Below are 22,002 nucleotides of genomic sequence, written 5' to 3'. Positions count from 1 at the left end.
AATGCCGCCTCCGGCTAGACGCAGACGCTATAGGCATAAATGTTCTGAGCATTCCTGCTCTGGCTTCGGCGGCGGTAGACGTGTGTGATTAACCGACGATGGCCAAGCCTCCGATCTCCGCCGCGACGCGCGCCGTTGGCGAACGTGTGCGCGAATTCCGCGCCGAAGCGGGGCTGAGCCAGGAACAGCTGGCCGAACTGGCCGGAGTGCACTGGACGTTCGTGAGTCAGGTCGAACGCGGGCTGCGCAACATCAATCTGCACAACCTGCTCAAATTCGCCGACGGGCTCGGGGTGAACCCGGCTCGGCTGGTGGACGGGCTACGGCCGCCGTCGGATGCCGATCAGTCCACTGTGGATGGTCGAAGCACCTGACGCAGACTGCCCTCGCGGATCAGCAAAATCTGCGTGATCACCTGCAGTCCGACGAAAAACGCGATCGACAGCCCGGCGTCGAGCGCGGGGACGTCGTCGACCGGCAGCGTGTACGCCATCGCGATGCTCAGTCCACTGTGGACCAGACTGCCGACACCCCACACCACGGTCAGCGTCCGCCACACGCGGCGGAACGACGGCCGCTCCTCCCACGCCGAGTCCAGCCGGGAGCCGCGACCCGGCAGCAGGGCGCGGGCCGCCTGATAGGTCGTCGGGTACTGGCCGACGACCATGCTCGCGAGCAGCCAGACGCCCGCCAGAGTGCTGAACCAGGCCCCGCGCACCAACATCAGCCGGGCGTCGCCGGTCATCAGGGTGGTGGCCAAGCCGACGGCCAGGAACGTCAGGACGAGCAGGCCGATCCCGTCCACCCGACGCCGGGTGAGCAGCGTGTACAGCACGCGCAGCGCGGGCGGCAGGCCGCTCAGCAGCAGCGCCCACACTGGCGGGACGTCAAAGGCGCGGAGCAGGTAATAGCCGCCGACCGGCGCGCCGAGATCGATCAGCAGCGAGGCCAGCGAAGACCGGAACTCGTTCCCCATGCCCCGAGTTTCGGCGCACTGGGCGCCTCCGGGCATCGTCGAGCTGGTCAGCCCGGCATCCACCGTCCGGTGGATGCCGGGCCCGAAGAAAACGTCAGACCGGCAGCTTGCGGAAGATCGGCCGCGGCACGTGCCGCAGGATCGACATCACGAGCCGGAACTCCGACGGCGACCACACGAGTTCCTTGCCCTTGCGCGCGGCCTCGACCGCGACGTCGGCGACCTGCTCGGCGGTCCGGGTCAGCGGAGCGTCCTTCATCCCGGCGGTCATCTTGGTCTTGACCTGGCCCGACCGGACGACGGTCACCTGCACGCCGTGCGGCGCGAGCGCCTCGCCGAGACCGAGGTAGAACCCGTCGAAACCGGCCTTGGTCGAGCCGTACACGAAGTTCGACCGGCGGACCCGCTCGCCCGCCACCGACGACAGCGCGATGACCTTGCCGTGGCCCTGCGTCTTCAGCTTCTCCGACAGCGCCACGCCGACCGAAACCGCGGCGGTGTAGTTGACCGTCGCCAGCTCGACCGCCTTGCCGTGGTCCTGCCACAGCTCCTCGGCCTCGCCGAGCAGGCCGAACGCGACCACCGTGACGTCGATGTCGCCGCCGGCGAACGCCTCGTCCAGCACCTTCGGGTGGGACGACAGGTCCTTGGCGTCAAAGGCCACAGTGGACACTTCGGCGCCGCGATCCTTCAGGCGCTGCGCGGCCTCCTCCAGCCGCGGCGAAGGCCGAGCGGCGAGCACGACCCGCAGCGGCTTCTCCGCGAGGTACTTCTCCGCGATCGCCAGCGCGATGTCGGACGTGCCGCCGAGCAGCAGCAGGGACTGGGGGTTACCGACCGCGTCGATCACAGTGCGAGCCTCCGGCTCATGTCAGAGGCGAAAACGCCTTCGGGGTCAACGGAAGCGCGCACCTTGCGCCACTCCTCCAGCCGCGGGTACATCTTCGCGAACGTCTCGGGCGAGGTGCGCGAGTCCTTCGCGGTGTAGAGGCGGCCGTTCGCGTCGAGGACCATTTCGTCCATTTCCTCGCAGAACCGGCTGAGGCCGTTCTTGATCGGGAAATCGACGCTCAGCATCCAGCCCGGCGCCGGCCAGGACATCGGAGCCGGGTTCGCGTCGCCCATCCGCTTGAACACGTTCAGGAACGAGTAGTGCCCGGACCGCGAGATGGCCCGGCAGATGCCCTTGAGCTGGTCTTCCGCGCCGAACGGCACGGAGAACTGGTACTGCAGGAAGCCCTTGCTGCCGTAGCCGCGGTTCCACTCGCTCAGCATGTCGAGGGGGTGGTAGAACTGCGTCAGGTTCTGGATCTTGCCGCGCGCGCCCTTCTTGGGCACCGTCTTCTGCCACAGCTCGTTGATCAAGCCGAAGGTGAGCTTGTTGCCGAGCCCGTTGGGAAACACGTCGGGCAGCGTGAGCAGCTGCGGCGCGTCGAACTTCAACGGGTTGCTGCGCAGCTTCGGCGGCAGCTGGTCGAGCTTCGCGAGCGAACCGCGCGAGAACGTGGCGCGGCCGAGGCGGCTGTCGGACGAGATCAAGTCCGGCACCGACATCGAGTAGTCGTAGTTGAGGTCTGAACCATCGGTGAAGAGCCCGAGGGTCTCGTCGAGGTTCGAGGTGCGGTCGGCGTCCACGTAGAAGTACGCCGTTTCCGTCTTCTTCATCCGGATCGTCGCGCGGGTGATGATCCCGGTCAGCCCGACCCCCGCCACGGTCGCCCAGAACAGCTCCGAATCCGGGCCCTCCGGGGTCAGCGTGCGCACGGATCCGTCGGCGGTGAGCAGGTCCATCGACACCACGTGGTTGCCGAAGCTGCCCGCCGAATGGTGGTTCTTGCCGTGGATGTCGTTGGCGATCGCGCCGCCGATCGTCACCTGGCGGGTGCCCGGCAGTACCGGCACCCACAGGCCGTACGGCAGCGCCTCGCGCATCAGCTTGTCGAGGCTGACGCCCGCGTCGAGGTCGACGAGGCCGGAGTCCGGGTCGATCGAGTGGATGCGGTCGAGCACGGTCATGTCGACGACCAGGCCGCCCGCGTTCTGCGCCGGGTCGCCGTAGGACCGGCCGAGCCCGCGAGCGATGACCCCGCGCGGGCCTGCGGAGGCGACGGCGCGGGCGATCGTCTCGACATCGCGCGTGCTCAGCACGTCGGCGACGGTCCCGGCGGTGCGGCCCCAGCCGGTGAGCGTTCGGCGCTGTGTCTGCGGTGCTTGGGTCACGCGGACCAGGGTAGCCACGCCGAACCCCGCCCGGAACGTGACCCTGAAGTGCTCGCTTCTACACTTTGCGCATCAAGGCACAAGCGTCCGAGCGTCGAAGTGGGTAATACGGACACTGACGCAATAGGCCGAGAAGGTATTCCAAGTGGTGGCTACAGAACCGCAGAGTGACCAAGCGCAGCCGGCGCCCGCGGGCCCTGGGCTGCTGGGCCAGCTGATCCGGTTCGGGGTGATCGGCGGCTTCTGCGCCCTGCTCGACCTGGGCACGTACTCGCTGCTGCGCGCGATCGGCATGGACGCCACCCCCTGGGTGGACCTCGCGCGCGCGATCAGCTTCGTCGTGGGCACGACCACCGCGTTCTTCCTGAACCGGCGCTTCACGTTCGCCGACGGGCGGCGCGACGGGAACGCCCAGGTCGGCAGCTTCGTTCTGCTGTATGCCGTCACCTTCTTCGTCGCCGTCGGCGTGAACCAGCTCATGCTGCACGTGCTGCCGGAGTCGGGGTGGAAGGCCACGCTGGCCTGGGTGGTGTCCCAGGCAACGGCGACTGTGATCAATTTCGTGATGCTCAAGTGGGTCGTGTTCCGTGTACGGCCGGTAAAGGAGAACTGAGTTCGATGCCCGGTAAAGCAGCCCCGGTCGCGGAGGCGGCCCCCGCAGGCCAGACGCGGTTCGCCGAACACGCCCCCGAAGGCAGGCTCACGGCCCAGCGCGGGCTGTACGCCGGGCCGGCTCCGATCGTCAGCAAGGACATGTACGCCGAGGTCGTGCAGGGCAACGCCCAGCGCGAGCGCGGCAGCGTCGTGCTGGAGCCGTCCGCGAAGGTCACCGGCAACACCTACTTCGGCCGCTTCCCGGCGAGCTACTGGCAGCGCTGGACCAACGCGACCGAGGTGAAGCTCGAAGCCGTCGTCACCGGCGACGGGCTGCTGTCGCTCGGCGCTTCCGACATGCTCGGCGACCCGCGCGTGGTCGACGCCCAGCAGGTGTCCGGCGCGAAGGGCGCCACGGTCGAGCTGACCGGCAAGCTGGACAAGTTCTACGACGGCGGCGCGCTGTGGCTCGACCTCGAGACCGAGGGCGGCCAGACGCTGCGGGTCGAGCAGGTCCGCTGGACCGTCGACGCGCCGGAGTCGATCCGTCCGACCGCGGTCACCATCTGCACGATGAACCGGGCCGACGACTGCCTGAAGAACCTCCAGGCGCTCGCCGCCGACGTGTCCTCGCTCGACACCCTCGACGCCATCTACGTCGCCGACCAGGGCACCGACCTGGTCGAATCGCGCGAGGGCTTCGAGCAGGTCGCGAAGGACCTCGGCGAGAAGCTGCACTACATCAAGCAGCCGAACCTCGGCGGTGCCGGCGGTTTCACCCGCGGCCTGTACGAGGTGGCCGGGCACACCGCCACCGAGCACGCGAACGTGCTGTTCATGGACGACGACGTGCTGCTCGAGCCGGACCTCGTCGTGCGCATGACGGCGTTCTCCAACCGCGCGGCCAACCCGATCATCGTCGGCGGCCAGATGCTCAACCTGCTGCACCCGAACCAGCTGCACGTCGGCGCCGAGTACGCCCGGCTGAACACGCTGGAGCCGGGACAGCCGGTGCAGCACTCGCTGTCCACCGCCGACCTGCTCGGCGTGGACGAGGACGGCAACCCGAACCGCCAGGAACGCCGCCTCGACGCCGGGTACAACGGCTGGTGGTCGTGCCTGATCCCGTACGAGGTCGTCAAGGCCATCGGCTACCCGCTGCCGTTCTTCTTCCAGTGGGACGACGCGGAGTACTCCTACCGGGCCCGCGAATACGGCTTCCCCACCGTGACCCTGCCGGGTGCGGGCGTGTGGCACGCGGACTTCCACTGGAAGGACTGGGACGAGTGGCACCGGTACTTCAACCTGCGCAACTCGATCATCACCGCCGCGCTGCACTCGCCGTTCAACCTGAACCTGCTGTCCCGCGTGCTGATGGCGCAGCTGGTGCGCTACCTGCTCGGCATGCAGTACGGCCTGTCCGCGACGCTGATCAAGGCGGTCGAGGACTTCCTGGAGGGCCCGGAGATCCTGCGCGACGGCGGCGTCGAGGCGATGAAGGAGATCCGCCGGATCCGCGACGCGTACCCGGAGACCAAGCGGCACAAGGCCACTGACGTGCCGGGCATCGCGTCCAACGACATCGGCATCATCAACAGCGCGCCGCGGCCGAGCATGCAGCGGCTCGTGCTGATCAAGCGCATCCTCGACAAGGTGCTCGGCCGCAGCCGCTTCGGGCTGGGCGCGGTGCCGGTCGACGAGGCGCACTGGTGGCACATCGCGCTGTTCGACACCGCTGTGGTCACCGACGCGTCGCAGGAAGGCGTGCGCGTGCGCACCTACGACAAGGTCAAGATGTTCGACCTCGCCAAGCGCGGCGCGAAGGTGATCAACCGGCTGCGCAAGGAGGGTGCGAGCGTGCAGGAGCAGTACAAGCGCGCGATGCCGGAACTCACCTCGCGGGAGAACTGGAAGCGGCTGTACAAGCTGTGATTGCCTGAGCTGATCCGGAAAGGGCGTCTCGCGTTCGGCGAGACGCCCTTTTTGTCTTTTTAGGTAGCTTGGTTTCATGGCCGACCTGGTTTCCCGCGCGCGTGCTCTTGCCGACGATCTGTTGTTTCCGGCGGCGGCCGAGGTGGACCGGCTAGGCGTGGTGCCGCGATCGCATTTCGACGCGCTCGCCGAGGAGGGTTTCTACGGTCTCGCCGCGCCGGATTCCGGGGCTGACCTCGAACAGTTGGCCGGCGTCATCGAAGCGCTGGCCAGCGGGTGCCTGAGCACCGCGTTCACTTGGCTGCAGCATCACGGCCTCGTGTCCGGGCTGGCCGCGACGGAACGGGCGGACCTGCGCGAGCGGTATCTGGCGGACCTGATCAGCGGACGGCTGCGCGCGGGCGTCGCACGCGCGGGCGTGATCCCGACGCCGCCGCGAGTGCGGGTAGAGCGCGTCGACGGCGGCTATCGGTTCGACGGCGAAGCGCCGTTCGTGAGCGGCTGGGACGCGATCGACCTGCTGCAACTGTCCGGCCGGGACGGTGACACGGTGGTCAACGCCTTGGTGTCGCCGATCGTCGGGCACAGCCTGGTCGCCGAGCCGTTGACGCTCATGGCCGCGCAAGGCACCGCGACAGTGCGGTTGAAGCTCGACAATCACTTCATTCCGGACGAGTCGGTTTTCGCCAAGGTCAGCTACGACAAATTCGTGGCGGAAAGCACTCTCGTGTCACGGCTCAACGGGTGCGCTCCGCTGGGATTGGCCGAGCGTTGCGCCACTTTGATCGAGGCTGCGGGCGAGAAGGAAACCGCGACGGCGTTGCGGGTCGAACAGGACGAAATCCGTCGTCGCCTCAACGCCGGTCTCGCCGACCCGGCCACGCTCCCGGCGGCGCGCGCTGCTGGTGCCGACCTGGCGTACCGGTCAGCGGGCGCGCTCGTCGCCGCGACGGGCAGCCGGGCGGTGCTGCCCGGGGCGCACGCCGGCCGTCTGGTGCGCGAGGCGACCTTCCTCCTGGTGGCCGCGAGCAGACCGGAGATCCGCGCCGGACTGCTCGCCCTCGCCCGGCGCTAAACGGACAGGCCGAATTTGCCCTTTCGGCTCAGATCGTCCACATAAGCGGCTGCCACGTGGACGAAATTCACGGAAACAGCATTGCCGTCCCGGGTTTCCAGCGAGTGGACGCCGCCGTGTTTCAGAAGATCCGGGAGCTTTTCCTGAACAGCGGACGAACTGTCGGCGGTGAGCGGGAAGATCAGCGGTTCGCCGCCCGCCGCGAGGTGCAGGACCAGTGCTGGTTTGGGATCTGCCATGTCTCCATGGCAGCAGCGGGTGATCAACGGCGGCAAGAGCGGTTCGCCGACAGCGGATCTGCTCACAGCGGAAGCGGAACCGGGGCGGATCTCGTGGCGGTCCGGAGCCGATGGCCGCGACCGGGCGGAGTGGACTACGGTTTCGCCGGGGAGAGACCGGATTTAGGGGTGGGTCGTGCCGTATTCGTTCACGCTGTCGCCGGCGGCGGTGGATCTCCTGCTGGCCGAACTCGGGCTCGGCCGCGCGCCGGTGCCGTTCGTGGTGCCGCACATCGGCATCACCGGTGAGGAACGCGCCGCGGTCCGCGACGCCGTCTTCCGCGACCTCGACGGCCGCGGCCTGTTGCGGCGCGGGACCGTCGACGACGACATCCAGATCGCGCTCGCCACGTTCGCCAAGCCCGGCCTCGCGGTGTCCGCGGCGGCCAAGCTCGGCGACGAGCAGCTGTTCGCGCGGGTGGCGTCCAACGGCCAGTTCGCGGTGCTCGTCTGCCAGCGGGACGGGATGTTCGTCTTCGAGGAGGTCCGGCCGACCGGCATCGTCCCGGCGATCGTCGACCTGCTGCCGCTGACGCCCGCCGCGCCCGGTCAGTCGGTGACCGTCGCGCGGCCGTCGAAGCGGCCGGTCCAGGGCGACGCCTACGACCCGTTCGCCGGGGTCAGCGGCCCGCGCACGCACAATCCGCAGCTCAGGGCCGTACAGCGGATCTTCGAGAAGCCGCGGCTGGCGGTCGGCCAGTTCACGCCGTACGTCCGGGACGGCGCCGGCCACGAAAAGGCACTGCCGTCGCTCGCGTGGTTCGACACCGAACTCGGCCGCTACCTGCTCAGCACGCGCGATTCCAGCGACGGCAACCGCTGGCTCACCTACGCCCCGGCCGACAATGCCCGTCTGGCCCAACAACTGTTCACCCAGCTTGAAGGCTATTCGGCAAACGCCTGACCGGAGCGGCTCGCGTCGGTAAACTCCGGCGCATGAGCACTGATCCGCTGGCGGCAGGCGGGCTGAACGCCAAGGGCATCGCCGAAGCCGCGGCCGAAACGCACAAGCTGGCCGGCACTGCGAAAGCCGGCGGGTTCAGCATCGACGGCGACGCACTCGGTGACCTGCGCAAAGCGCTCACCGACATGGTCACGCGCCTCGAACGGCTCAAGCCGCAGACACAGGCGCTGACGTCCGCGCCGAAGCTCGGCAGCCACCCGTACGGGCACACCGTGGCCGAGCATGACCGCAAGAGCGGTGCCGACGCCCCCGGAGCGGCCCTCGACGTGCTGGACCAGTTCGGTCGCATCCTGCGGGAGGCCGACGAAGCCCTCGCGCGCGCCGGCGGGGTCTACACCGAGAACGAGAGCCAGGCCATCGACTCCCACCGCACTGTGAAGGGCACCGAATGAGCACGCCGCAGCCGGGGCTCGCGCCGTCGGACGCCGACTACCTCGGGCACCCGCACCAGCAGCTGAAGTCGTACGTCGAAGCGAACCTCGATGTAGAGCAGGTTTCCTCGGTGTCGCACGCGTACACCGAGGTGCAGAAGGCGTTCGAGGATTTCGCCACGCAGCTGGGCGAGGCCGTGAAAAAGGCCGCGCACGCCTGGAGCGGCGAGGCCGCGGCCGGTGCGCAGGCGTATTTCGTGAGCCTCGCCGAATGGGCCGAGGCGAACGGCCAGAACGCGAAGCTGGCCGCGCAGATCGTCGAGGAGCAGGCGTCCGCCGCGCAGGTGGCGAAGCATTCGATGCCGGACGCGGTGCCGTTCGACTGGTCCGAGGAATTCGACAAATGGTCGCACGCGAGCCCGCTCGAAATGGGCGACGCGATCGACGCGACGCTGAAGAAGCAGCAGGACAGCCGTTCCGCGCACGAACAGGCCGCGGAGACGATGTCGAAGTACGACGCTTCGCTGTACTCGTCGGGTTCGAAGCAGCCGGCTTTCGCGCACCCGCCGAAGTTCGGCGTCGCGTCCGGTGGCGGTGCCGCGGTGGCGATGCCGACGGGCGGTGAGCACCACGACGCGGCACCCGCCGGACACGCGGACGCTCCTCCGGCCACCCCAGCTCCTGCGGTGGCCGACGCTGGCTCAGCGGGTGCTGGAGCGGCTGGTGGCGGCGCGGCAGCGGGACACGCGGCGGCCAGCGCCCCGACCGTCAGCGGCCCGAGCCAGTTCACCGGTGCGGTCCACCAGCCGATGCTGGACGGCGCTTCGACCACCGCGGCGGGTTACGCACCGGCCGCGGCCCAGGCGGGCCCGAGCGGCGGCAGCGCCGGATCGGCCGGAATGGGCATGGGCGCGATGCCGATGGGCGGCATGATGGGCGGTGGCGGCGGCGGTTTCGGCGGCGACGAGGAACACCAGACCAAGGTCGGCCGCGGCGGCGGCGGTTCCTTCGGCCCCGGCGACGGAGCCATGACCCCGGGCGCGGCGGATGTCGCGGCGGGCGGAATGGGCGGCGCCCCGGCCCGCCCTGGCATGGGCTTCGGAGCCCGCCCGTACGACGACGGCAACGACCAGCCCGCGTTCGTGATGGAAATCGACGAGAACGAGGAGTTCGGCGGGCACCGTTCCGCGCCGCCGGTCATCGGGGAATAGTCACTGCTGTAGTAGTCCGTGAAGGGCCCCTTGAGGGAATCTGATTCCCTCAAGGGGCCCTTCACGGACCAACGACCGGCTCAGTACCGGTAGAACTTCTCCGCCCGGCCCTGCCGGACCAGCTTCAGCCACTGCAGGAACGCCTTCGGATCCCGCTTCACGCCCACGAAATACAGGCCGAAGCGCAGCACCTCCAGCGCGCCGATCTTCCGCATTCCCGGCTGCGACAGCAAATACCCGCGGTTGCGATACGTGTAGTACCGCTTGACCTCGTTCTCCGGATCCTGGGCGTGGAATTTCCCGCCCAGCATCGGCTTGAATTCGTCCGAGCCGTCGGGGTGCAGGTAGGTCGTGCGCAGCGAAGTGCCGAACGGCAGCCCCGACCGCACGAGCCTGCGGTGCAGTTCCACCTCGTCGCCGCGGAAGAACAGGCGCAGATCGGGTACCCCGGTGACGTCCAAAGTGGACGCACGGAACAGTGCGCCGTTCATCAGGGACGCGATGCCGGGCAGGAAGTCCGTGCCCAGTTCAGCCGACGAGCGCTTCCAGGTGAGGCCGCGGCGCAGCGGGAACGCCAGTTTCGCCGGGGCGTCGATGTTCGCCACCACCGGGGAAATCTCCGCGAGGCCGCGCTTTTCGGCCTCCTCCAGCAGAATTTCGAGCACGTGCTCGTCCACCGGACGGCCGTCGTCGTCGGCGAGCCAGACCCAGTCCGCGCCGAGCGACAGCGCGTGCAGCATGCCGAGCGCGAAACCGCCCGCGCCGCCGAGGTTCCGGTGCGACGGGAGGTACGTGTACGGCAGCGGGTAGGCCTCCACCACGTCCCGCGCGGACTTGTCCGGTCCGTTGTCCACCACCACCAGGTGGTCGACTGGCCGGGTCTGGGCGGCGATGATCTTCAGCGAGTCCGCGAGCAGCTCGCGGCGGTGCCGCGTGACCACCACGCCGACGACGGCGCCCTCGGGCAGCTCTCGCGTCTCGCCGGCCATCATTCCCCGCCGTTCGTCGTGGTGGCGGGCTCGATGCCGAGGCGCTCGAGACCTTCCTGGCTCATGTTCTCGAACGGGTCGCGGCCCTTGTACTGGGTGAGGACCTCGCGCAGCGAACCCTGTTGCTTGACGTGTCCCTCGTCCATCCAGATCGCGGTGTCGCACAGTTCCATCAGGAACTCGTCGGAGTGGTTCGCGAACACCAGGATGCCGGACCGTTTGACCAGGTCCTTGAGCCGGTCGCGGGCCTTGTTGAGGAACGCCGCGTCGACCGCGCCGATGCCCTCGTCGAGGATCAGGATCTCCGGGTCGATCGAGGTCACCACGCCGAGCGCGAGCCGCACCCGCATGCCGGTGGAGTACGTCCGCAGCGGCATTTGCAGGTAATCGCCGAGTTCGGTGAACTCCGCGATGTCGTCGACCCGCTTCTCCATTTCCTTGGCGCTCATGCCGAGGAACAGGCCGCGGATGAGGATGTTCTCGACGCCGGAGATCTCCGGGTCCATCCCGATGCCAAGGTCGAACACCGGCGCGATCCGGCCGACGATCCGCGACGATCCGCGGGTCGGCTCGTAGATCCCGGCGAGCAGCCGCAGCAGCGTGGACTTGCCCGCGCCGTTGTGCCCGACGAGACCGACCCGGTCGCCCTCGCGGAGGCTGATCGAGACGTCGTGCAGCGCCTCGATGATCGGCACTTTCTGGTCGGAGCTGATCTTGCCGCCGACCTTGCCGAGCACGCGCTTTTTCATCGAACGCGTTTTCGCGTCGAAAATCGGGAAGTCCACGTACGCGTTGTGGACGTCAATGCTGACCATCTGTCACACCCAATACGAGACGCGAGACCGGTAATTGCGCATGGCGACGAGCGCGAGCCCCCACCCGACGATGGTGAGGCCGCCGACCACGACCCAGCTGGTCCAGCTCACCGCCTGTCCGATGAGCGGCGACCGCACCACCTGCATGTAGTGGTAAAGCGGGTTCAGCTTGATGATCGGCAGCGCCCACGAGGCGCCGTCCCGCGCACCGCCGGACAGCAGCTGGTCGACCGGCCAGACGATCGGGGTGCCGTAGAACATCAGCTGGATCAGCGAGTTGATCAGCTGCGGGATGTCGCGGAACCGGGTCGAGATGATGCCGAGCAGCAGCGCCGCCCAGCCCGCGGTGAGCGCGAGCAGCACGAAGCCGGGAATGGCGAGGAAAATGTTCCAGCTCAACCCGGGGTGGCAGTACTTCTCGGGCAGGCACGCGCCGTCTGGCGACCCCAGCGAATACGGGGAATCGAGTGCCGAGAAGAAAATGATCAGCAGCACGACGTAGACGATCATGTTGTGCGCCAGCAGCAGCGTCTGCCGCCAGATCGTGCGCAGCACGTAGACGCTGATCGGAGCCGGGACCTGTTTGATCAGCCCCTCGTTCGCGATGAACGTCTCCATGCCTTCGGTGAGGCAGCCCTGGATGAAGCCCCAGATGATGAAGCCGGTGGAGAGATAGGGCAGGAATACCTCGATCGGCGTCCGGAACAGCTGCGAGTACAGCAGGCCGAGGCCGAGCGCGATGACACCCTGGCTGATGGTGATCCAGAACGGCCCGATGATGGACCGCCGGTAGCGCTGCTTGATGTCCTGCCAGCCGAGATGAGTCCAAAGCTCGCGGGCGGCGAAACCGGTCTTGATGTCGTCGATAGCACGCCCGAACGTCTTGCTGTCCGACGACGGTGGAACCGGAGTCGAGACATCGGGTTCGGCTGCGTGAACCGTGCTGGTGGCATGCACGTGGACGAGGGTACCGATGGGACGACGCGGGCTAGGCCCGACCCGTCGCGCGGCCGTCCCGGCCGTTCTCCCCCGTGCTGTCCGGCGCGGTGTGTGCAACGTTACGATAAGCCAATGCCGGTCCCCGAAATCAGCACTTCGCACTCGGAGTCTGTTTCTTCGCGTGCGCAGTATCACCTGGTCGCACCTGTGGGCCACCCCAATTACGGGGACGAGCTCATCACCGCTGGCTGGCTGGGTTATCTCGCGGAGACAGCTCCGGACGCCGACGTGTGGGTGGACACTCATTCGCCGGGGCCGGCGAGTGTCCTGCTCGACGGCATTCATCCGCGCGCGAAGTTCACCGACACTTTGTGGCGGTTGTGCTGGGAGGCCCCGGACGAGGAACCGTGGCGCACCGCCGCCTGGGTGCGCGACGCGGTGCACAACCCGGGCATGCTGCCGCGGCTGCACCACAGTGTCGAACTGCTGGCCAAGGCCGACGTGGTGCACGTCGTCGGCGGCGGATACATCAACAAGCTGTGGCCCAAGCAGATCGGCTTGCTGGCCGGCGCGGTCGCCGCGGTCGAACGGTCCGGCGGCAGGGCGGCCATGACCGGACAGGGCTTGCTGCCCGCCTGCGAGGGTTCGATTCCGCTGGTGAAAGCGCTCGCCGACCGGTTCGAAGTGGTGGAGGCCCGCGACGAGGCGTCAGCGGATCTGCTGGGCCGTCCGGTCGGTCTGGACGACGCGTTCCTCACGATCGGGCCGGAGCGGTTCGACCATTCCGAAGATCTGCCCGAAGTGATGCTGTGCCTGCAATCCGACCTGGTCGAGGTCGGCATCGGCACGCTGGCCGGCTCGGTGCTTTCCATGCTGCGCTCGTGGAAGACGGATCCGGCGAAGATCGGCATCGTCGAAGGCGTGCCCCGGGTCGACCGCGAAGTGTTTTCGTTGCTCGAACGCGAATTGCCGGGTGCCCGCTTTTATCCGTTTTCGCACATTTGGACGCACGGTCTTCCCGCCGGGCCGGAACAAACCTGGATTTCCACCCGATTCCACCTCCACATGATGGCGGCCGCGGCCGGGGCTTCCGGCGTCGCGGTGAGCATCCACCCGGACTATTACGCCACGAAGCACCGTTCCCTGGTCGGGCTCGGCTCGAACTGGACGCTGCTCGAAGACCTCTCGCAGGTCCCGGACCGTCCGAACGCGGGCGGCTACGCGAGCGAGACGCTGGCCGGCTTCAAAGAGAACAAGCGCAAGCTCGCCGAACAGGTTTACGCGCCGGTCGTCCGCCCGGTCGAAGAGGAGCCGGAACCGCAGCCGGAGCCGCCGGTGGACGTGGAACCGCCTGCCCAGCGGCGGCGGTGGGCGCGGCGGATCCGGAACTGAACGGGCGCGTTCGACGTCGCCGCCGGGGCGTTGCGGATTGAGGACCTGAACGGTCCTCAATCCCGCATAGCTTCGCCCCATGGCTCAAGATCCCGCCCCCTTCCGCATCCGCGTCCCGCAAGCCGATCTGGACGATCTCCAGCGCCGCCTGGCCGGCACCCGCTGGCCGGACCCCTTCGACGACCCGGCGTGGGAGCTGGGCATCCCGGTGTCCGAGGTCCAAGACCTCGCCGACTACTGGCGCCTCGGCTTCGACTGGCGCGCGCAGGAAGAACGCATCAACGGCTTCCCCCAGTTCACCACCACCATCGACGGCGCCAACGTCCACTTCCTGCACCTCACGTCGCCCGAACCGGACGCCGTCCCGCTCCTGCTCACCCACGGCTGGCCCGGCTCGATCGTCGAGTTCCTTGACCTCATCGGCCCGCTCGCCGACCCCCGCGCCTACGGCGGCGACCCAGCCGTCGCGTTCCACGTGGTCGTTCCGTCCGTGCCCGGGTTCGCCTTTTCCGGACCGACCCCCGACCGCGGCTGGGGTCCGGCGCGGACGGCGCGGGCTTGGGCGGAGTTGATGACCCGCCTCGGGTACCGGAAATTCGGCACGCACGGCGGCGACTGGGGTGCGTTGATCTCCCGCGAACTCGGCGTCCAGTTCCCCGAACGGATTCTCGGGGCGCACGTGACGATGCTGCCGTCCGCGGTGGCGCGCGACGAGGCCGACCTCGCCGGGCTCAGCGGGGCGGAGCTGGCGAAGGGGGAGCGGTCGCTGGAGAAAGCGCGAGCCTTCCAGCAGAGCGGCGTCGGCTACGCGATGATCCAGTCCACCAAGCCGCAAACGCTTGCGTACGGCCTCACCGACTCCCCGGCCGGGCAGCTGGCCTGGATCGCCGAGAAGTTCCGGGCCTTCTCCAACGCCGACCACGACCTGATCGACCGCGACGACCTGCTCGCCAACGTCTCGATCTACTGGTTCACGCGCACCGCCGCGTCGTCCGCGCGGATCTACGCGGACCAGGACGTCCAGTGGGGCGCGCCGCCGCCGGTGTCCACCGTGCCGACCGCGGTCGCGGTGTTCCCTGGCGACATCGGGCTTCCGTTGCGGCACCTGGCCGAGCGCACCGACCGGATCGTGCGGTGGACCGAACTCCCGCGCGGCGGGCACTTCCCGGCGCTCGAAGAACCCGACCTGCTGATCGGGGATCTCCGAGCCTTCTTCGCCCGGGAAAGCTAGAGGTACTGCCCGGTTCCGGTGATGCCGTGCCCGTGCCCTTCGCCCGGGTGGCCGCCGGAACCGGACGACCCGGCGGGCAGGCCGCGGCGCATCTGCTCCAGCTGCACCCGCGCGGCCATCTGCTGCGCGAACAGCGCGGTCTGGATGCCGTGGAACAGCCCCTCCAGCCAGCCGACCAGCTGCGCCTGCGCGATCCGCAGTTCGGCGTCCGAGGGCGTGTGGTCCTCGGTGAACGGCCGCACGAGCCGCTCCAGCTCCTCGCGCAGTTCGGGCGCGAGCGCCTCCTCCAGTTCGCGCACCGACGTCTGATGGATCTCGCGGACCCGGTTGCGGCTGGCGTCGTCCAGCGGAGCGGCGCGGACCTCCTCCAGCAGCTGCTTGATCATGGTGCCGATGCGCATCACCTTGGCCGGTTCCTCGACCAGGTCGCCGACGGACTCGTTCTCCTCGCCCTCGGGTACCGCCTGCGCGGTGCCGACCGGGACCCCGTCCGGTCCGACGACGACCACGCGCGGCGCGTCCGTGTCCCCGGCTGCGCCCGTTCCCCCGAAGTTCGGCTCGCTCATATGCTCCATCCCCGTCGGTCAGCGGTCCTGACCCGAGCCTAGCGGCCGTTCGGGCAGTTCTGCCCAACCCCGCGGCAACCGCGAAACCGCACGTCCGTACGGTGTCCCCATGGCGTTCGACGTCGCTCGTATCCGTGGGCTCTTCCCCGCGCTTGGCGACGGCTGGATTCACTTCGACGGCGCCGCCGGAATGCTCGTGCCGGAACAGGTCGCTTCGGCCGTTTCGACGGCCATGCGGGCGCCGGTGTCCGGGCCGGGCGGAGCCTTTCCGGCCTCCCAGCGGGCGGAAAGCATCGTCACCGCGGCCCGCCGGGCCGTGGCCGATCTGGTCGGGGCGGACCCGGCCGCCGTCGTGCTCGGACCGAGCGCGCCGGTCCTGTTGCGCAGGCTCGTCGACGCGCTCGCCGAACGCTGGACGATCGGCGACGAGATCGTCGTCTCCCGGCTCGACGAAGAGGCCAACATCGCGCCGTGGCGGCGTGCCGCGAAACGCGTCGGCGCGGTCGTGCGGTGGAGCGAGATCGACATCGAGACCTGCGAGCTGCCCGCGTGGCAGTACGAGAACCTCGTGTCCGCGCGGACGAAAGCGGTGTCGGTGACGCTGGCGTCCGGGTCCGTCGGGACCCGGCCGGACGTGCCGACGGTGATCGAATTCGCCAAGCGCGTCGGGGCGCTCGTAGTGGTCGACGCGACCTACGCGGCTCCGTTCGTGCCGCTTGACGTACAGGAACTCGGTGCCGACGTGATGGTCGTGTCCGCTCCCTCGTGGGGCGGGCCCGCGGTCGGCGCGCTGGTGTTTCGCGACCCGGAGCTGCTGGAACGCATCTCGTCGGCGTCGCTCGACCCGGCCGCGACCGGTCCCGCGCGGCTCGAACTCGGCCCGCACGCGTACCCGCTGCTGGCCGGTCTCGTCGCGTCCATCGACTACCTCGCCGGCCTCGACGACGCCGCGACCGGCTCCCGTCGCGAACGCCTGGTGACCTCGCTCGGCTCGGCCAAGTCGTACCACGCGGGCCTGCTCGCGCAGCTGTCCACGGAACTGCGCTCGCTGCGGCACGTGATGGTGATCGGCGACGCGATGCGGCGGATCCCCGCGCTCGCCTTCGCCGTGGCCGGCGCGAAAGCGTCCCAGGTCGCCGAATACCTGGCGTCGCAAGGCTTGTGCGCGTTCGCCGACGACGGCACCAGCGGCGTGTTCGCGTCGCTGGGCGTCGGCGAGGTCGGCGGAGCGGTGCGGATCGGGCTCGCGCACTACTCCAACGTGTTCGAGATCAACCAGCTGGTGCGGGTGCTCGAAGAACTGCGCTGAGGTGCTCGTGAGTGTTGATCACGGTTCGAGCCGCGATCAGCACTCACGAGGCGGGAACCTCCGGCGGTGCGGGTCGAGAGGCGATAGTGCGCCCCAATGCCACATTGGGTGCATGTGACGCACCCAATGTGGCATTGGGGTGCTTGAGCCCGCACGTAGGTAGCCGGAACGCGGTGCGCCCTAGCCGCGATCAACACTCACGAGGCCAGGCTCAGGATTTCGCGGCCAGCAGCACTTTCCCGAAGATGCTGCCTTCTTCGAGCATCCGGTGCGCGGACGCGGCCTCGGCCATCGGCACCACGTCGCCGACGATCGGCTGCACCGAACCCTGTTCCACCAACGGCCACAACCGTTCCCGGACATCCGCGACGATCGCCGCTTTCTGGTCCAGCGGACGGGAACGCAGCCCGGCCGCGAACACGCTCGCGCGTTTGCGGAGGAGCTTGCCGATGTTCAGCTCGCCCTTGATCCCGCCCTGCATGCCGATGATGACCAGACGGCCGTCGGCGGCGAGTGCGTCGACGTTGCGGTCCAGGTATTTCGCGCCCATGTTGTCGAGGATGACGTCGGCGCCCTTCGTCTCGGCGCGCAGCACCTCGACGAAATCCTCTTCCTTGTAGTTGATCGCGAGGTCGGCGCCGAGCTGCCTGCAGCGTTCGAGCCGCTCAGCCGAACCCGCGGTGACCGCGACGGTCGCGCCGAGCGCCTTGCCCACCTGGATCGCGTGCGTGCCGATGCCGCCCGCGCCGCCGTGCACCAGCAGCACCTGGCCTTCGCCGAGACCGGCGTGCATCACCACGTTCGCCCACACCGTGCAGGCCACCTCGGGCAGCCCGGCCGCGGCGACCGTCTCGATTTCGGCGGGCACCGGCAGCAGCTGCCCGGCCGGGACCGCGACGCGCTCGGCGTACCCGCCGCCGGCGAGCAGCGCGCACACCTCGTCGCCGACCTGCCAGCCCTCGACGCCCTCGCCGAGTTCGGCGATCGTGCCGGAGCATTCCAGGCCGAGGATGTCGCTCGCCCCGGGCGGCGGCGGATAGTTGCCTTGGCGCTGCAGCAGGTCGGCGCGGTTCACCGCGCTGGCCGTGACGTCCAGCAGCACCTCGCCGGGACCGGGTTCCGGATCGGGGACCTCGGTCCATTCGAGCACGTCAGGGGAACCGGGTTCGCGGATAGTGATCGCGTGCATGCGCCCGACTGTATCCCGGGTCAGCCGAGGTCGTTGGTGCTGAAGGTGTTGCAGCTCGCGGGCTGGCCGGTGCGGTAGCCGGTGGTGAACCATTTCTCGCGCTGCGCCGAGGTGCCGTGCGAGAAACTCGACTTGTCGACGTGGCCGTTGCCGAGGTTCTTCTGGATGTAGTCGTCGCCGATCCGCGACGCGGTGTCGAGCGCGCGCGAGATGTCGTCCTGCGTGACGTCCTGGACCAGCGGTTTCCCGGAGCTGGTCGGGGTCGTGCTGGCGTGGTTGGCCCAGACGCCCGCGTAGCAGTCGGCCTGCAGTTCCAGCCGGACCGAACCGGACGTCGGTCCGGTGCCGGTGCCGCGCTTGGACGTGCCGGTGAGGTTCTGCACGTGGTGGCCGTATTCGTGGGCCAGCACGTACGCCTCGGTGAACAGCCCGCCCTTCGCGCCGAAGCGGGTCTTCAGCTCGTTGAAGAACGTGAGGTCGATGTAGACGTACGAGTCGGCGGGGCAGTAGAACGGCCCGGTGTCCGAGGTCGCGCCGCCGCAGCCGGTGCGCACGCCGCCGCTGAAGAAGCGGGTGGTCGCCTTGCGGTAGGTCTGCCCGGAACGGGAGAACTCCTGCGTCCAGTAATCCTGGATGGAGTTGACGATCGCGACGATCGCGCAGTCGTGGTCGCGGTTCGCGTCGGCTCCGGTCTTGCACTTCTTCGCGAGCGTGCCGGCGTCCAACTGCTGCCCGGACTGGACGTCGCCGAGGCCGAGCCCGCCCGCCGCGGGCGAGGTCCCGGTGCTGGGAACGCCGCCGAACTGGGAAAGCAGGAAGTAGATGACCAGGCCGACGAGGCCGAGCCCGCCGCCGCCGATGGCCACGCGGCCGCCGATGCCGCCGCCTCCGCCGCTGCCGCGCATGTCCTGGATTTCTGAGGCGTCCAGATCCGCGTTGTCGTCGAATCGCACGCGGAAAGGGTAGCCGGAAACCCGGAAACGAGGCTGGGTGCGGCCCCTGCGCTCGGGGCCGCACCCAGGTACTACCGAGGTTTCGTGAACAGCGGTTGGCCACCGGTCGGGCTTGGCGTCCGGCGCTGCCTTCGCGGTGCCGAGGCCGCGAAGAGAAGCAGCGGCATAACGACGCCGGTGCGCGTGGCCGATGCCGGAGCGCACGGGATGCTCGTGCTGTTCGCAATCGCGACCGAACCGGAACGGGGCCGTGCCGATCGCGGGGTCACAGCGGGCGGTCAACCGCGGGAACTACCTGCCATGCCACCACCTGGCCTTTCCCAGAGGGAGACCGGTCCGGCGTGCCCTCCGGCGCGCTCCGGGGTCCTCGTCTTCCCTCCGCTGCCCCGAGGATGCGCTTCTTCGCGCCGAGTCTCAACCTTTTCGTAACCCTCCATTGGGGGAAGTTCGTCCGAAAATTTCACAGCGGGCCGAAGCGGAGGGCGCGAAACCGGCCTTCTACCCTTCCGGACATGAGCGATGACCAGGACGTGCGCTGGCTCGACCCGGCCGAACAGCACGCCTGGCGCGCCTACATCGTCGCGTCGCTGCGGCTGCGCCAGCGGCTGCACCGGGAACTGGCCGAAAGCCACGGCATCTCGCTGGCCGACTACGAGGTCCTGGTCTGCCTCGACCTGGCCCCGGGCCGGTGCACACGGATGACGGAGCTGGCTTCGCAGCTCGGCTCGACGAAGAGCAGGCTGTCGCACCAGATCGGCAAACTGGAAGCGGCCGGGCTGGTCACCCGCCGCCCGGACCCGGAGGACAAACGCGGCGTCCTCACCGAACTGACTGCCGCGGGCCTGCGCGTGCTGTCCGAAGCCGCGCCGACGCACGTGCGAGGAGCCCGCGAGCACCTGATCGACCTGCTGACGGACGACGAGCAGACCGCGGTGGCCACGGCCTTCACCCGGGTCCTCGAACACCTGGACGACGTCGAAGGACGGCGCGATACCCTGACCTAGAAGGAAGCGTGGCAGAGCGGCCGAATGCAGACGCCTTGAAAGCGTCCGTAGGGAAACCTACCGGGGGTTCAAATCCCTCCGCTTCCGCTTGACGCCTCGAGTGTCCGGCCCCGGATTCCGCGCCTGCAGCGGGAGACCGGGGCCGTTTTCTTCAGCAAGAAATGGCGCAGGCACCGGAGGGGGAGTTCGCGATTCGGCTGTCTTCCAGCTGAGGCAGTCAGCCCCAATGCCTTGCGCAGTACCGGCCGAACGGGTGAACGCTGAAGCGCGCAAAATCTCGGAGTCTCGGCCGCAGGTGACCGGCGCGGTGTTGACTGCTCGCGTCCGGTTGCCGCAGGTACCCTGGCGCGTGCTGTGCGCCGGGTTCCCGTGGAGTCCTCCGTCATCCGCGACGTCGGCTACGACGCCGCGAATTCAGTGCTGGAAATCGGCTTCCGCAACGGCAGCGTCTACCGCTACCACCTCGTGCCCGCGCGGGTGCATCGCGAGCTGATGGCCGCCGGAAGCGCGGGGCGGTATCTCAACCAGGAGATCAAACCGCGGTTTCGCGGGGAAGCCGTGGAGTGATTGCGGCGTCAGGCTTTTCCGGCTTCGCGCTGGGCGATCCGCGCCTGGACTTCCGGGCGGCGCAGCGGCGGCACGGTCGCCGGCGGCTGGCGGCGTTGCGGAAGTTCTTCCAGCAGCCGCGTGGTGATCTGGGCGATTTCGGCGACCGCCGCTTCGAATGGTTCGCGCGTCGCGTCCGAAAGGGACTGCACCCCGGTCACTTTGCGCACGTACTGGCGTGCCGCGGCTTCGATCTCTTCCGTGGTCGCGGCGGGCTGCAGGCCGCGGAGCGTCGTGATGTTTCGGCACATGGGGTTCAGGGTACGTGTCTTCGGCTGAACGCATCACACTCTCGGGCCATCCTCGTTGACGGGGCCGGAGACCGCCCGGCACCCTTGATGAAGTGCCCCTCAGACCGCGTGCTCCCCGGCTCAGCCGCCCCCTTCCGGAAGTTCCCTCCGACACCCCGATTCCCGAGCAGGCCTGGCACCGCGTTCCCGCCGACGAACTGGTTACGCTTGTCTCTGTTGTCCTGATGGCACAAGGCTTTCCCGAAGAACGTGCCCGCCCGGCCGCGGAAGCGTTGTGCCACGGCGATCTCACCGGCGCGCCCGAAACCGGCGTCGGGGAATTGACCCGGGTGCATTTGCCCGCGATCGAAAACGGATTAGTCAGTCCCGGCGCGCAGCCATTGCTGATCGCGGACCGCGGAGCCGCGGCGCTCATCGACTACCGGCGTGCGTCCGGGTTGTGGGCGGTCGGCGACGCGATGGACCGCGCGGTGCAGCGGGCCGGGCGCTTCGGCGTCGGATTGCTGTCGGTGCGCGGAGTGGGACCGTTCGGCCGCGTCGGGCACCACGCCGCGCGGGCGTTGCCGCACGGGATGATCGGGATCGTGATGGCCGCGGGCGGTTATGCCGACCAGCCGGTGCATCCGCTCGGGATGGCCGCGCCCGCGGGGGCGTATCCGGAGTTCGTGTTCGACGTCGACCTCGCCGACGCGGCCCGGGACCCGCAGTTCGCCGGGTTCGCGCTGATGGTGGACGTTCTCGCCGGGGTGCTGTCCGGGGTCGCTGATCACGAGCACGACACCGGGTTGCTGGTGCTCGCGATCGCGCCGACGACGCTGCGGAGCGCCGACGGGTTTTATCGCGCGGCCAGTGCGGTGTTCGGGAGCATGCTCGGCTGGGAAGGCGGGGGGACGCCGATTCGCTATCCGGGGTGGCGGGAGGCGCAGTATCTCGAGCAGTGCCGGGCGTTGGGGGTGCCGTTGCAGGCCGCGGTGCGGCGGCAGCTGGATTCGCTGGCGATGAAGCTGGGGAGGCCGCCGTTGACGACGGTGGGGTGAAAGGCGGGGTGAGGGGTGTTGCGGTGGGGCACCCCGAAGCCTGATTGTGACGACGGGCGGCGGGTGCTTGTCAAGGCGGGAAAGATGCCTTGACAAGCAC

The 22,002-nt window shown here is 68.9% G+C and carries 24 protein-coding genes and 1 tRNA gene; 14 read left to right on the top strand and 11 right to left on the bottom strand.

The genetic code is table 11. From position 1 onward, the window contains the following. The first annotated feature begins 98 nt into the window (after positions 1-98). On the top strand, positions 99-374 hold the full coding sequence (locus tag ACWGIC_RS15155) for a helix-turn-helix domain-containing protein (RefSeq protein WP_452076516.1): 276 nt from the start codon (positions 99-101) through the stop codon (positions 372-374). Here ACWGIC_RS15155 and ACWGIC_RS15150 read toward each other — a convergent pair. The 3 genes from ACWGIC_RS15150 to ACWGIC_RS15140 form a co-directional block, all read right to left on the bottom strand. Then, complete coding sequence (locus ACWGIC_RS15150) at positions 344-976, bottom strand: VC0807 family protein (RefSeq protein WP_452076515.1); 633 nt, start codon at positions 974-976, stop codon at positions 344-346. The genes ACWGIC_RS15155 and ACWGIC_RS15150 overlap by 31 nt on opposite strands. Positions 977-1,070: 94 nt before the next feature. Next, positions 1,071-1,826 (bottom strand): decaprenylphospho-beta-D-erythro-pentofuranosid-2-ulose 2-reductase, encoded by a 756-nt coding sequence (locus tag ACWGIC_RS15145; RefSeq protein WP_452076514.1) that lies wholly within the window; start codon positions 1,824-1,826, stop codon positions 1,071-1,073. Next, on the bottom strand, positions 1,823-3,196 hold the full coding sequence (locus ACWGIC_RS15140) for an FAD-binding protein (RefSeq protein ID WP_452076513.1): 1,374 nt from the start codon (positions 3,194-3,196) through the stop codon (positions 1,823-1,825). Before ACWGIC_RS15140 ends, ACWGIC_RS15145 begins: the two co-directional genes overlap by 4 nt. A 145-nt stretch (positions 3,197-3,341) precedes the next feature. On the opposite strand from ACWGIC_RS15140, the gene ACWGIC_RS15135 reads away from it, so the two are divergent. The 3 genes from ACWGIC_RS15135 (at position 3,342) to ACWGIC_RS15125 (ending at position 6,797) form a co-directional block, all read left to right on the top strand. Then, positions 3,342-3,809 carry a GtrA family protein gene (locus ACWGIC_RS15135; protein WP_452076512.1) on the top strand — a complete coding sequence of 156 codons (468 nt, stop codon included), beginning with the start codon at positions 3,342-3,344 and terminating at the stop codon, positions 3,807-3,809. A 5-nt stretch (positions 3,810-3,814) separates the two neighbouring features. Further along, a complete protein-coding gene (locus ACWGIC_RS15130; RefSeq protein ID WP_452076511.1) occupies positions 3,815-5,722 on the top strand; it encodes a glycosyltransferase in 1,908 nt (635 codons plus the stop codon). A gap of 76 nt (positions 5,723-5,798) precedes the next feature. Further along, complete coding sequence (locus tag ACWGIC_RS15125; RefSeq protein WP_452076510.1) at positions 5,799-6,797, top strand: acyl-CoA dehydrogenase family protein; 999 nt, start codon at positions 5,799-5,801, stop codon at positions 6,795-6,797. Here ACWGIC_RS15125 and ACWGIC_RS15120 read toward each other — a convergent pair. Then, positions 6,794-7,036 carry a hypothetical protein gene (locus tag ACWGIC_RS15120; protein WP_116200769.1) on the bottom strand — a complete coding sequence of 81 codons (243 nt, stop codon included), beginning with the start codon at positions 7,034-7,036 and terminating at the stop codon, positions 6,794-6,796. The genes ACWGIC_RS15125 and ACWGIC_RS15120 overlap by 4 nt on opposite strands. A 175-nt stretch (positions 7,037-7,211) precedes the next feature. Here ACWGIC_RS15120 and ACWGIC_RS15115 point away from each other — a divergent pair, with 175 nt between their 5' ends. From ACWGIC_RS15115 to ACWGIC_RS15105, 3 genes are read left to right on the top strand one after another with little or no spacing between them, the layout of a single operon-like run. After that, positions 7,212-7,979, top strand: a complete 768-nt coding sequence (locus tag ACWGIC_RS15115; RefSeq protein ID WP_452076509.1) for an ESX secretion-associated protein EspG — start codon at positions 7,212-7,214, stop codon at positions 7,977-7,979. Between the two features lie 32 nt (positions 7,980-8,011). Then, positions 8,012-8,431, top strand: a complete 420-nt coding sequence (locus tag ACWGIC_RS15110) for a hypothetical protein (protein WP_452076508.1) — start codon at positions 8,012-8,014, stop codon at positions 8,429-8,431. Then, positions 8,428-9,621, top strand: a complete 1,194-nt coding sequence (locus ACWGIC_RS15105) for a hypothetical protein (RefSeq protein WP_452076507.1) — start codon at positions 8,428-8,430, stop codon at positions 9,619-9,621. The genes ACWGIC_RS15110 and ACWGIC_RS15105 overlap by 4 nt, the downstream gene beginning before the upstream one ends. An 80-nt stretch (positions 9,622-9,701) precedes the next feature. Here ACWGIC_RS15105 and glfT1 read toward each other — a convergent pair whose 3' ends face one another. The 3 genes from glfT1 to wzm are packed head-to-tail and all read right to left on the bottom strand — an operon-like array spanning position 9,702 to position 12,382. Then, positions 9,702-10,610, bottom strand: coding sequence for a galactofuranosyltransferase GlfT1 (gene glfT1, locus ACWGIC_RS15100; protein WP_452076506.1), 909 nt, complete (start codon positions 10,608-10,610; stop codon positions 9,702-9,704). After that, positions 10,610-11,425, bottom strand: coding sequence for a galactan export ABC transporter ATP-binding subunit Wzt/RfbE (wzt, locus tag ACWGIC_RS15095; RefSeq protein WP_116200762.1), 816 nt, complete (start codon positions 11,423-11,425; stop codon positions 10,610-10,612). The genes glfT1 and wzt overlap by 1 nt, the downstream gene beginning before the upstream one ends. Positions 11,426-11,428: 3 nt before the next feature. After that, on the bottom strand, positions 11,429-12,382 hold the full coding sequence (gene wzm / locus ACWGIC_RS15090) for a galactan export ABC transporter permease subunit Wzm/RfbD (RefSeq protein WP_452076505.1): 954 nt from the start codon (positions 12,380-12,382) through the stop codon (positions 11,429-11,431). A gap of 114 nt (positions 12,383-12,496) precedes the next feature. Here wzm and ACWGIC_RS15085 point away from each other — a divergent pair, with 114 nt between their 5' ends. Further along, positions 12,497-13,756 carry a polysaccharide pyruvyl transferase family protein gene (locus ACWGIC_RS15085; protein WP_452076504.1) on the top strand — a complete coding sequence of 420 codons (1,260 nt, stop codon included), beginning with the start codon at positions 12,497-12,499 and terminating at the stop codon, positions 13,754-13,756. Positions 13,757-13,835: 79 nt separating this feature from the next. Next, positions 13,836-14,987, top strand: coding sequence for an epoxide hydrolase family protein (locus ACWGIC_RS15080; RefSeq protein WP_452076503.1), 1,152 nt, complete (start codon positions 13,836-13,838; stop codon positions 14,985-14,987). Here ACWGIC_RS15080 and ACWGIC_RS15075 read toward each other — a convergent pair. After that, a complete protein-coding gene (locus ACWGIC_RS15075; RefSeq protein ID WP_452076502.1) occupies positions 14,984-15,562 on the bottom strand; it encodes a bacterial proteasome activator family protein in 579 nt (192 codons plus the stop codon). The genes ACWGIC_RS15080 and ACWGIC_RS15075 overlap by 4 nt on opposite strands. A 100-nt stretch (positions 15,563-15,662) precedes the next feature. On the opposite strand from ACWGIC_RS15075, the gene ACWGIC_RS15070 reads away from it, so the two are divergent. Next, positions 15,663-16,862, top strand: a complete 1,200-nt coding sequence (locus tag ACWGIC_RS15070; RefSeq protein WP_452076501.1) for a cysteine desulfurase-like protein — start codon at positions 15,663-15,665, stop codon at positions 16,860-16,862. A gap of 211 nt (positions 16,863-17,073) precedes the next feature. Here ACWGIC_RS15070 and ACWGIC_RS15065 read toward each other — a convergent pair whose 3' ends face one another. Both ACWGIC_RS15065 and ypfJ read right to left on the bottom strand, forming a co-directional pair. Next, positions 17,074-18,051, bottom strand: coding sequence for an NAD(P)H-quinone oxidoreductase (locus ACWGIC_RS15065; RefSeq protein WP_452076500.1), 978 nt, complete (start codon positions 18,049-18,051; stop codon positions 17,074-17,076). A gap of 20 nt (positions 18,052-18,071) precedes the next feature. Further along, complete coding sequence (gene ypfJ / locus ACWGIC_RS15060) at positions 18,072-19,004, bottom strand: KPN_02809 family neutral zinc metallopeptidase (protein WP_452076499.1); 933 nt, start codon at positions 19,002-19,004, stop codon at positions 18,072-18,074. Between the two features lie 512 nt (positions 19,005-19,516). Here ypfJ and ACWGIC_RS15055 point away from each other — a divergent pair. The 3 genes from ACWGIC_RS15055 to ACWGIC_RS15045 all read left to right on the top strand — a co-directional run bounded on the left by ACWGIC_RS15055 (position 19,517) and on the right by ACWGIC_RS15045 (position 20,575). Then, a complete protein-coding gene (locus ACWGIC_RS15055; protein WP_452076498.1) occupies positions 19,517-20,008 on the top strand; it encodes a MarR family winged helix-turn-helix transcriptional regulator in 492 nt (163 codons plus the stop codon). 2 nt (positions 20,009-20,010) lie between these two features. Continuing rightward, positions 20,011-20,095 (top strand) — tRNA-Ser (locus tag ACWGIC_RS15050). A gap of 267 nt (positions 20,096-20,362) precedes the next feature. Further along, positions 20,363-20,575 carry a KTSC domain-containing protein gene (locus ACWGIC_RS15045; RefSeq protein WP_452076497.1) on the top strand — a complete coding sequence of 71 codons (213 nt, stop codon included), beginning with the start codon at positions 20,363-20,365 and terminating at the stop codon, positions 20,573-20,575. 8 nt (positions 20,576-20,583) lie between these two features. On the opposite strand, the gene ACWGIC_RS15040 is transcribed toward ACWGIC_RS15045, so the two are convergent. Continuing rightward, complete coding sequence (locus ACWGIC_RS15040) at positions 20,584-20,865, bottom strand: DUF2277 domain-containing protein (RefSeq protein ID WP_452076496.1); 282 nt, start codon at positions 20,863-20,865, stop codon at positions 20,584-20,586. Between the two features lie 92 nt (positions 20,866-20,957). On the opposite strand from ACWGIC_RS15040, the gene ACWGIC_RS15035 reads away from it, so the two are divergent. Beyond that, entirely contained in the window at positions 20,958-21,902 is a 945-nt protein-coding gene (locus ACWGIC_RS15035; RefSeq protein WP_452076495.1) for an Ldh family oxidoreductase, read from the top strand. The last annotated feature ends 100 nt before the right edge of the window (positions 21,903-22,002 follow it).

It is taken from the genome of Amycolatopsis sp. NPDC054798, from assembly GCF_053611505.1.
Note: the sequence above shows the minus strand (reverse complement) of the source record. Positions and strands in the feature narration are given on the sequence as shown.

Excerpts from the sequence above, each read along its gene's own strand:
- ACWGIC_RS15125 (WP_452076510.1), top strand. The coding sequence starts at position 5,799 with ATGGCCGACCTGGTTTCCCGCGCGCGTGCTCTTGCCGACGATCTGTTG.
- ACWGIC_RS15120 (WP_116200769.1), bottom strand. The coding sequence starts at position 7,036 with ATGGCAGATCCCAAACCAGCACTGGTCCTGCACCTCGCGGCGGGCGGC.
- ACWGIC_RS15040 (WP_452076496.1), bottom strand. The coding sequence starts at position 20,865 with ATGTGCCGAAACATCACGACGCTCCGCGGCCTGCAGCCCGCCGCGACC.
- ACWGIC_RS15065 (WP_452076500.1), bottom strand. The coding sequence starts at position 18,051 with ATGCACGCGATCACTATCCGCGAACCCGGTTCCCCTGACGTGCTCGAA.
- wzt (WP_116200762.1), bottom strand. The coding sequence starts at position 11,425 with ATGGTCAGCATTGACGTCCACAACGCGTACGTGGACTTCCCGATTTTC.
- ACWGIC_RS15085 (WP_452076504.1), top strand. The coding sequence starts at position 12,497 with ATGCCGGTCCCCGAAATCAGCACTTCGCACTCGGAGTCTGTTTCTTCG.
- ACWGIC_RS15080 (WP_452076503.1), top strand. The coding sequence starts at position 13,836 with ATGGCTCAAGATCCCGCCCCCTTCCGCATCCGCGTCCCGCAAGCCGAT.
- ACWGIC_RS15155 (WP_452076516.1), top strand. The coding sequence starts at position 99 with ATGGCCAAGCCTCCGATCTCCGCCGCGACGCGCGCCGTTGGCGAACGT.
- glfT1 (WP_452076506.1), bottom strand. The coding sequence starts at position 10,610 with ATGGCCGGCGAGACGCGAGAGCTGCCCGAGGGCGCCGTCGTCGGCGTG.
- ACWGIC_RS15130 (WP_452076511.1), top strand. The coding sequence starts at position 3,815 with ATGCCCGGTAAAGCAGCCCCGGTCGCGGAGGCGGCCCCCGCAGGCCAG.
- ACWGIC_RS15055 (WP_452076498.1), top strand. The coding sequence starts at position 19,517 with ATGAGCGATGACCAGGACGTGCGCTGGCTCGACCCGGCCGAACAGCAC.
- ACWGIC_RS15075 (WP_452076502.1), bottom strand. The coding sequence starts at position 15,562 with ATGGAGCATATGAGCGAGCCGAACTTCGGGGGAACGGGCGCAGCCGGG.
- ACWGIC_RS15150 (WP_452076515.1), bottom strand. The coding sequence starts at position 976 with ATGGGGAACGAGTTCCGGTCTTCGCTGGCCTCGCTGCTGATCGATCTC.
- ACWGIC_RS15070 (WP_452076501.1), top strand. The coding sequence starts at position 15,663 with ATGGCGTTCGACGTCGCTCGTATCCGTGGGCTCTTCCCCGCGCTTGGC.
- ACWGIC_RS15105 (WP_452076507.1), top strand. The coding sequence starts at position 8,428 with ATGAGCACGCCGCAGCCGGGGCTCGCGCCGTCGGACGCCGACTACCTC.
- ACWGIC_RS15110 (WP_452076508.1), top strand. The coding sequence starts at position 8,012 with ATGAGCACTGATCCGCTGGCGGCAGGCGGGCTGAACGCCAAGGGCATC.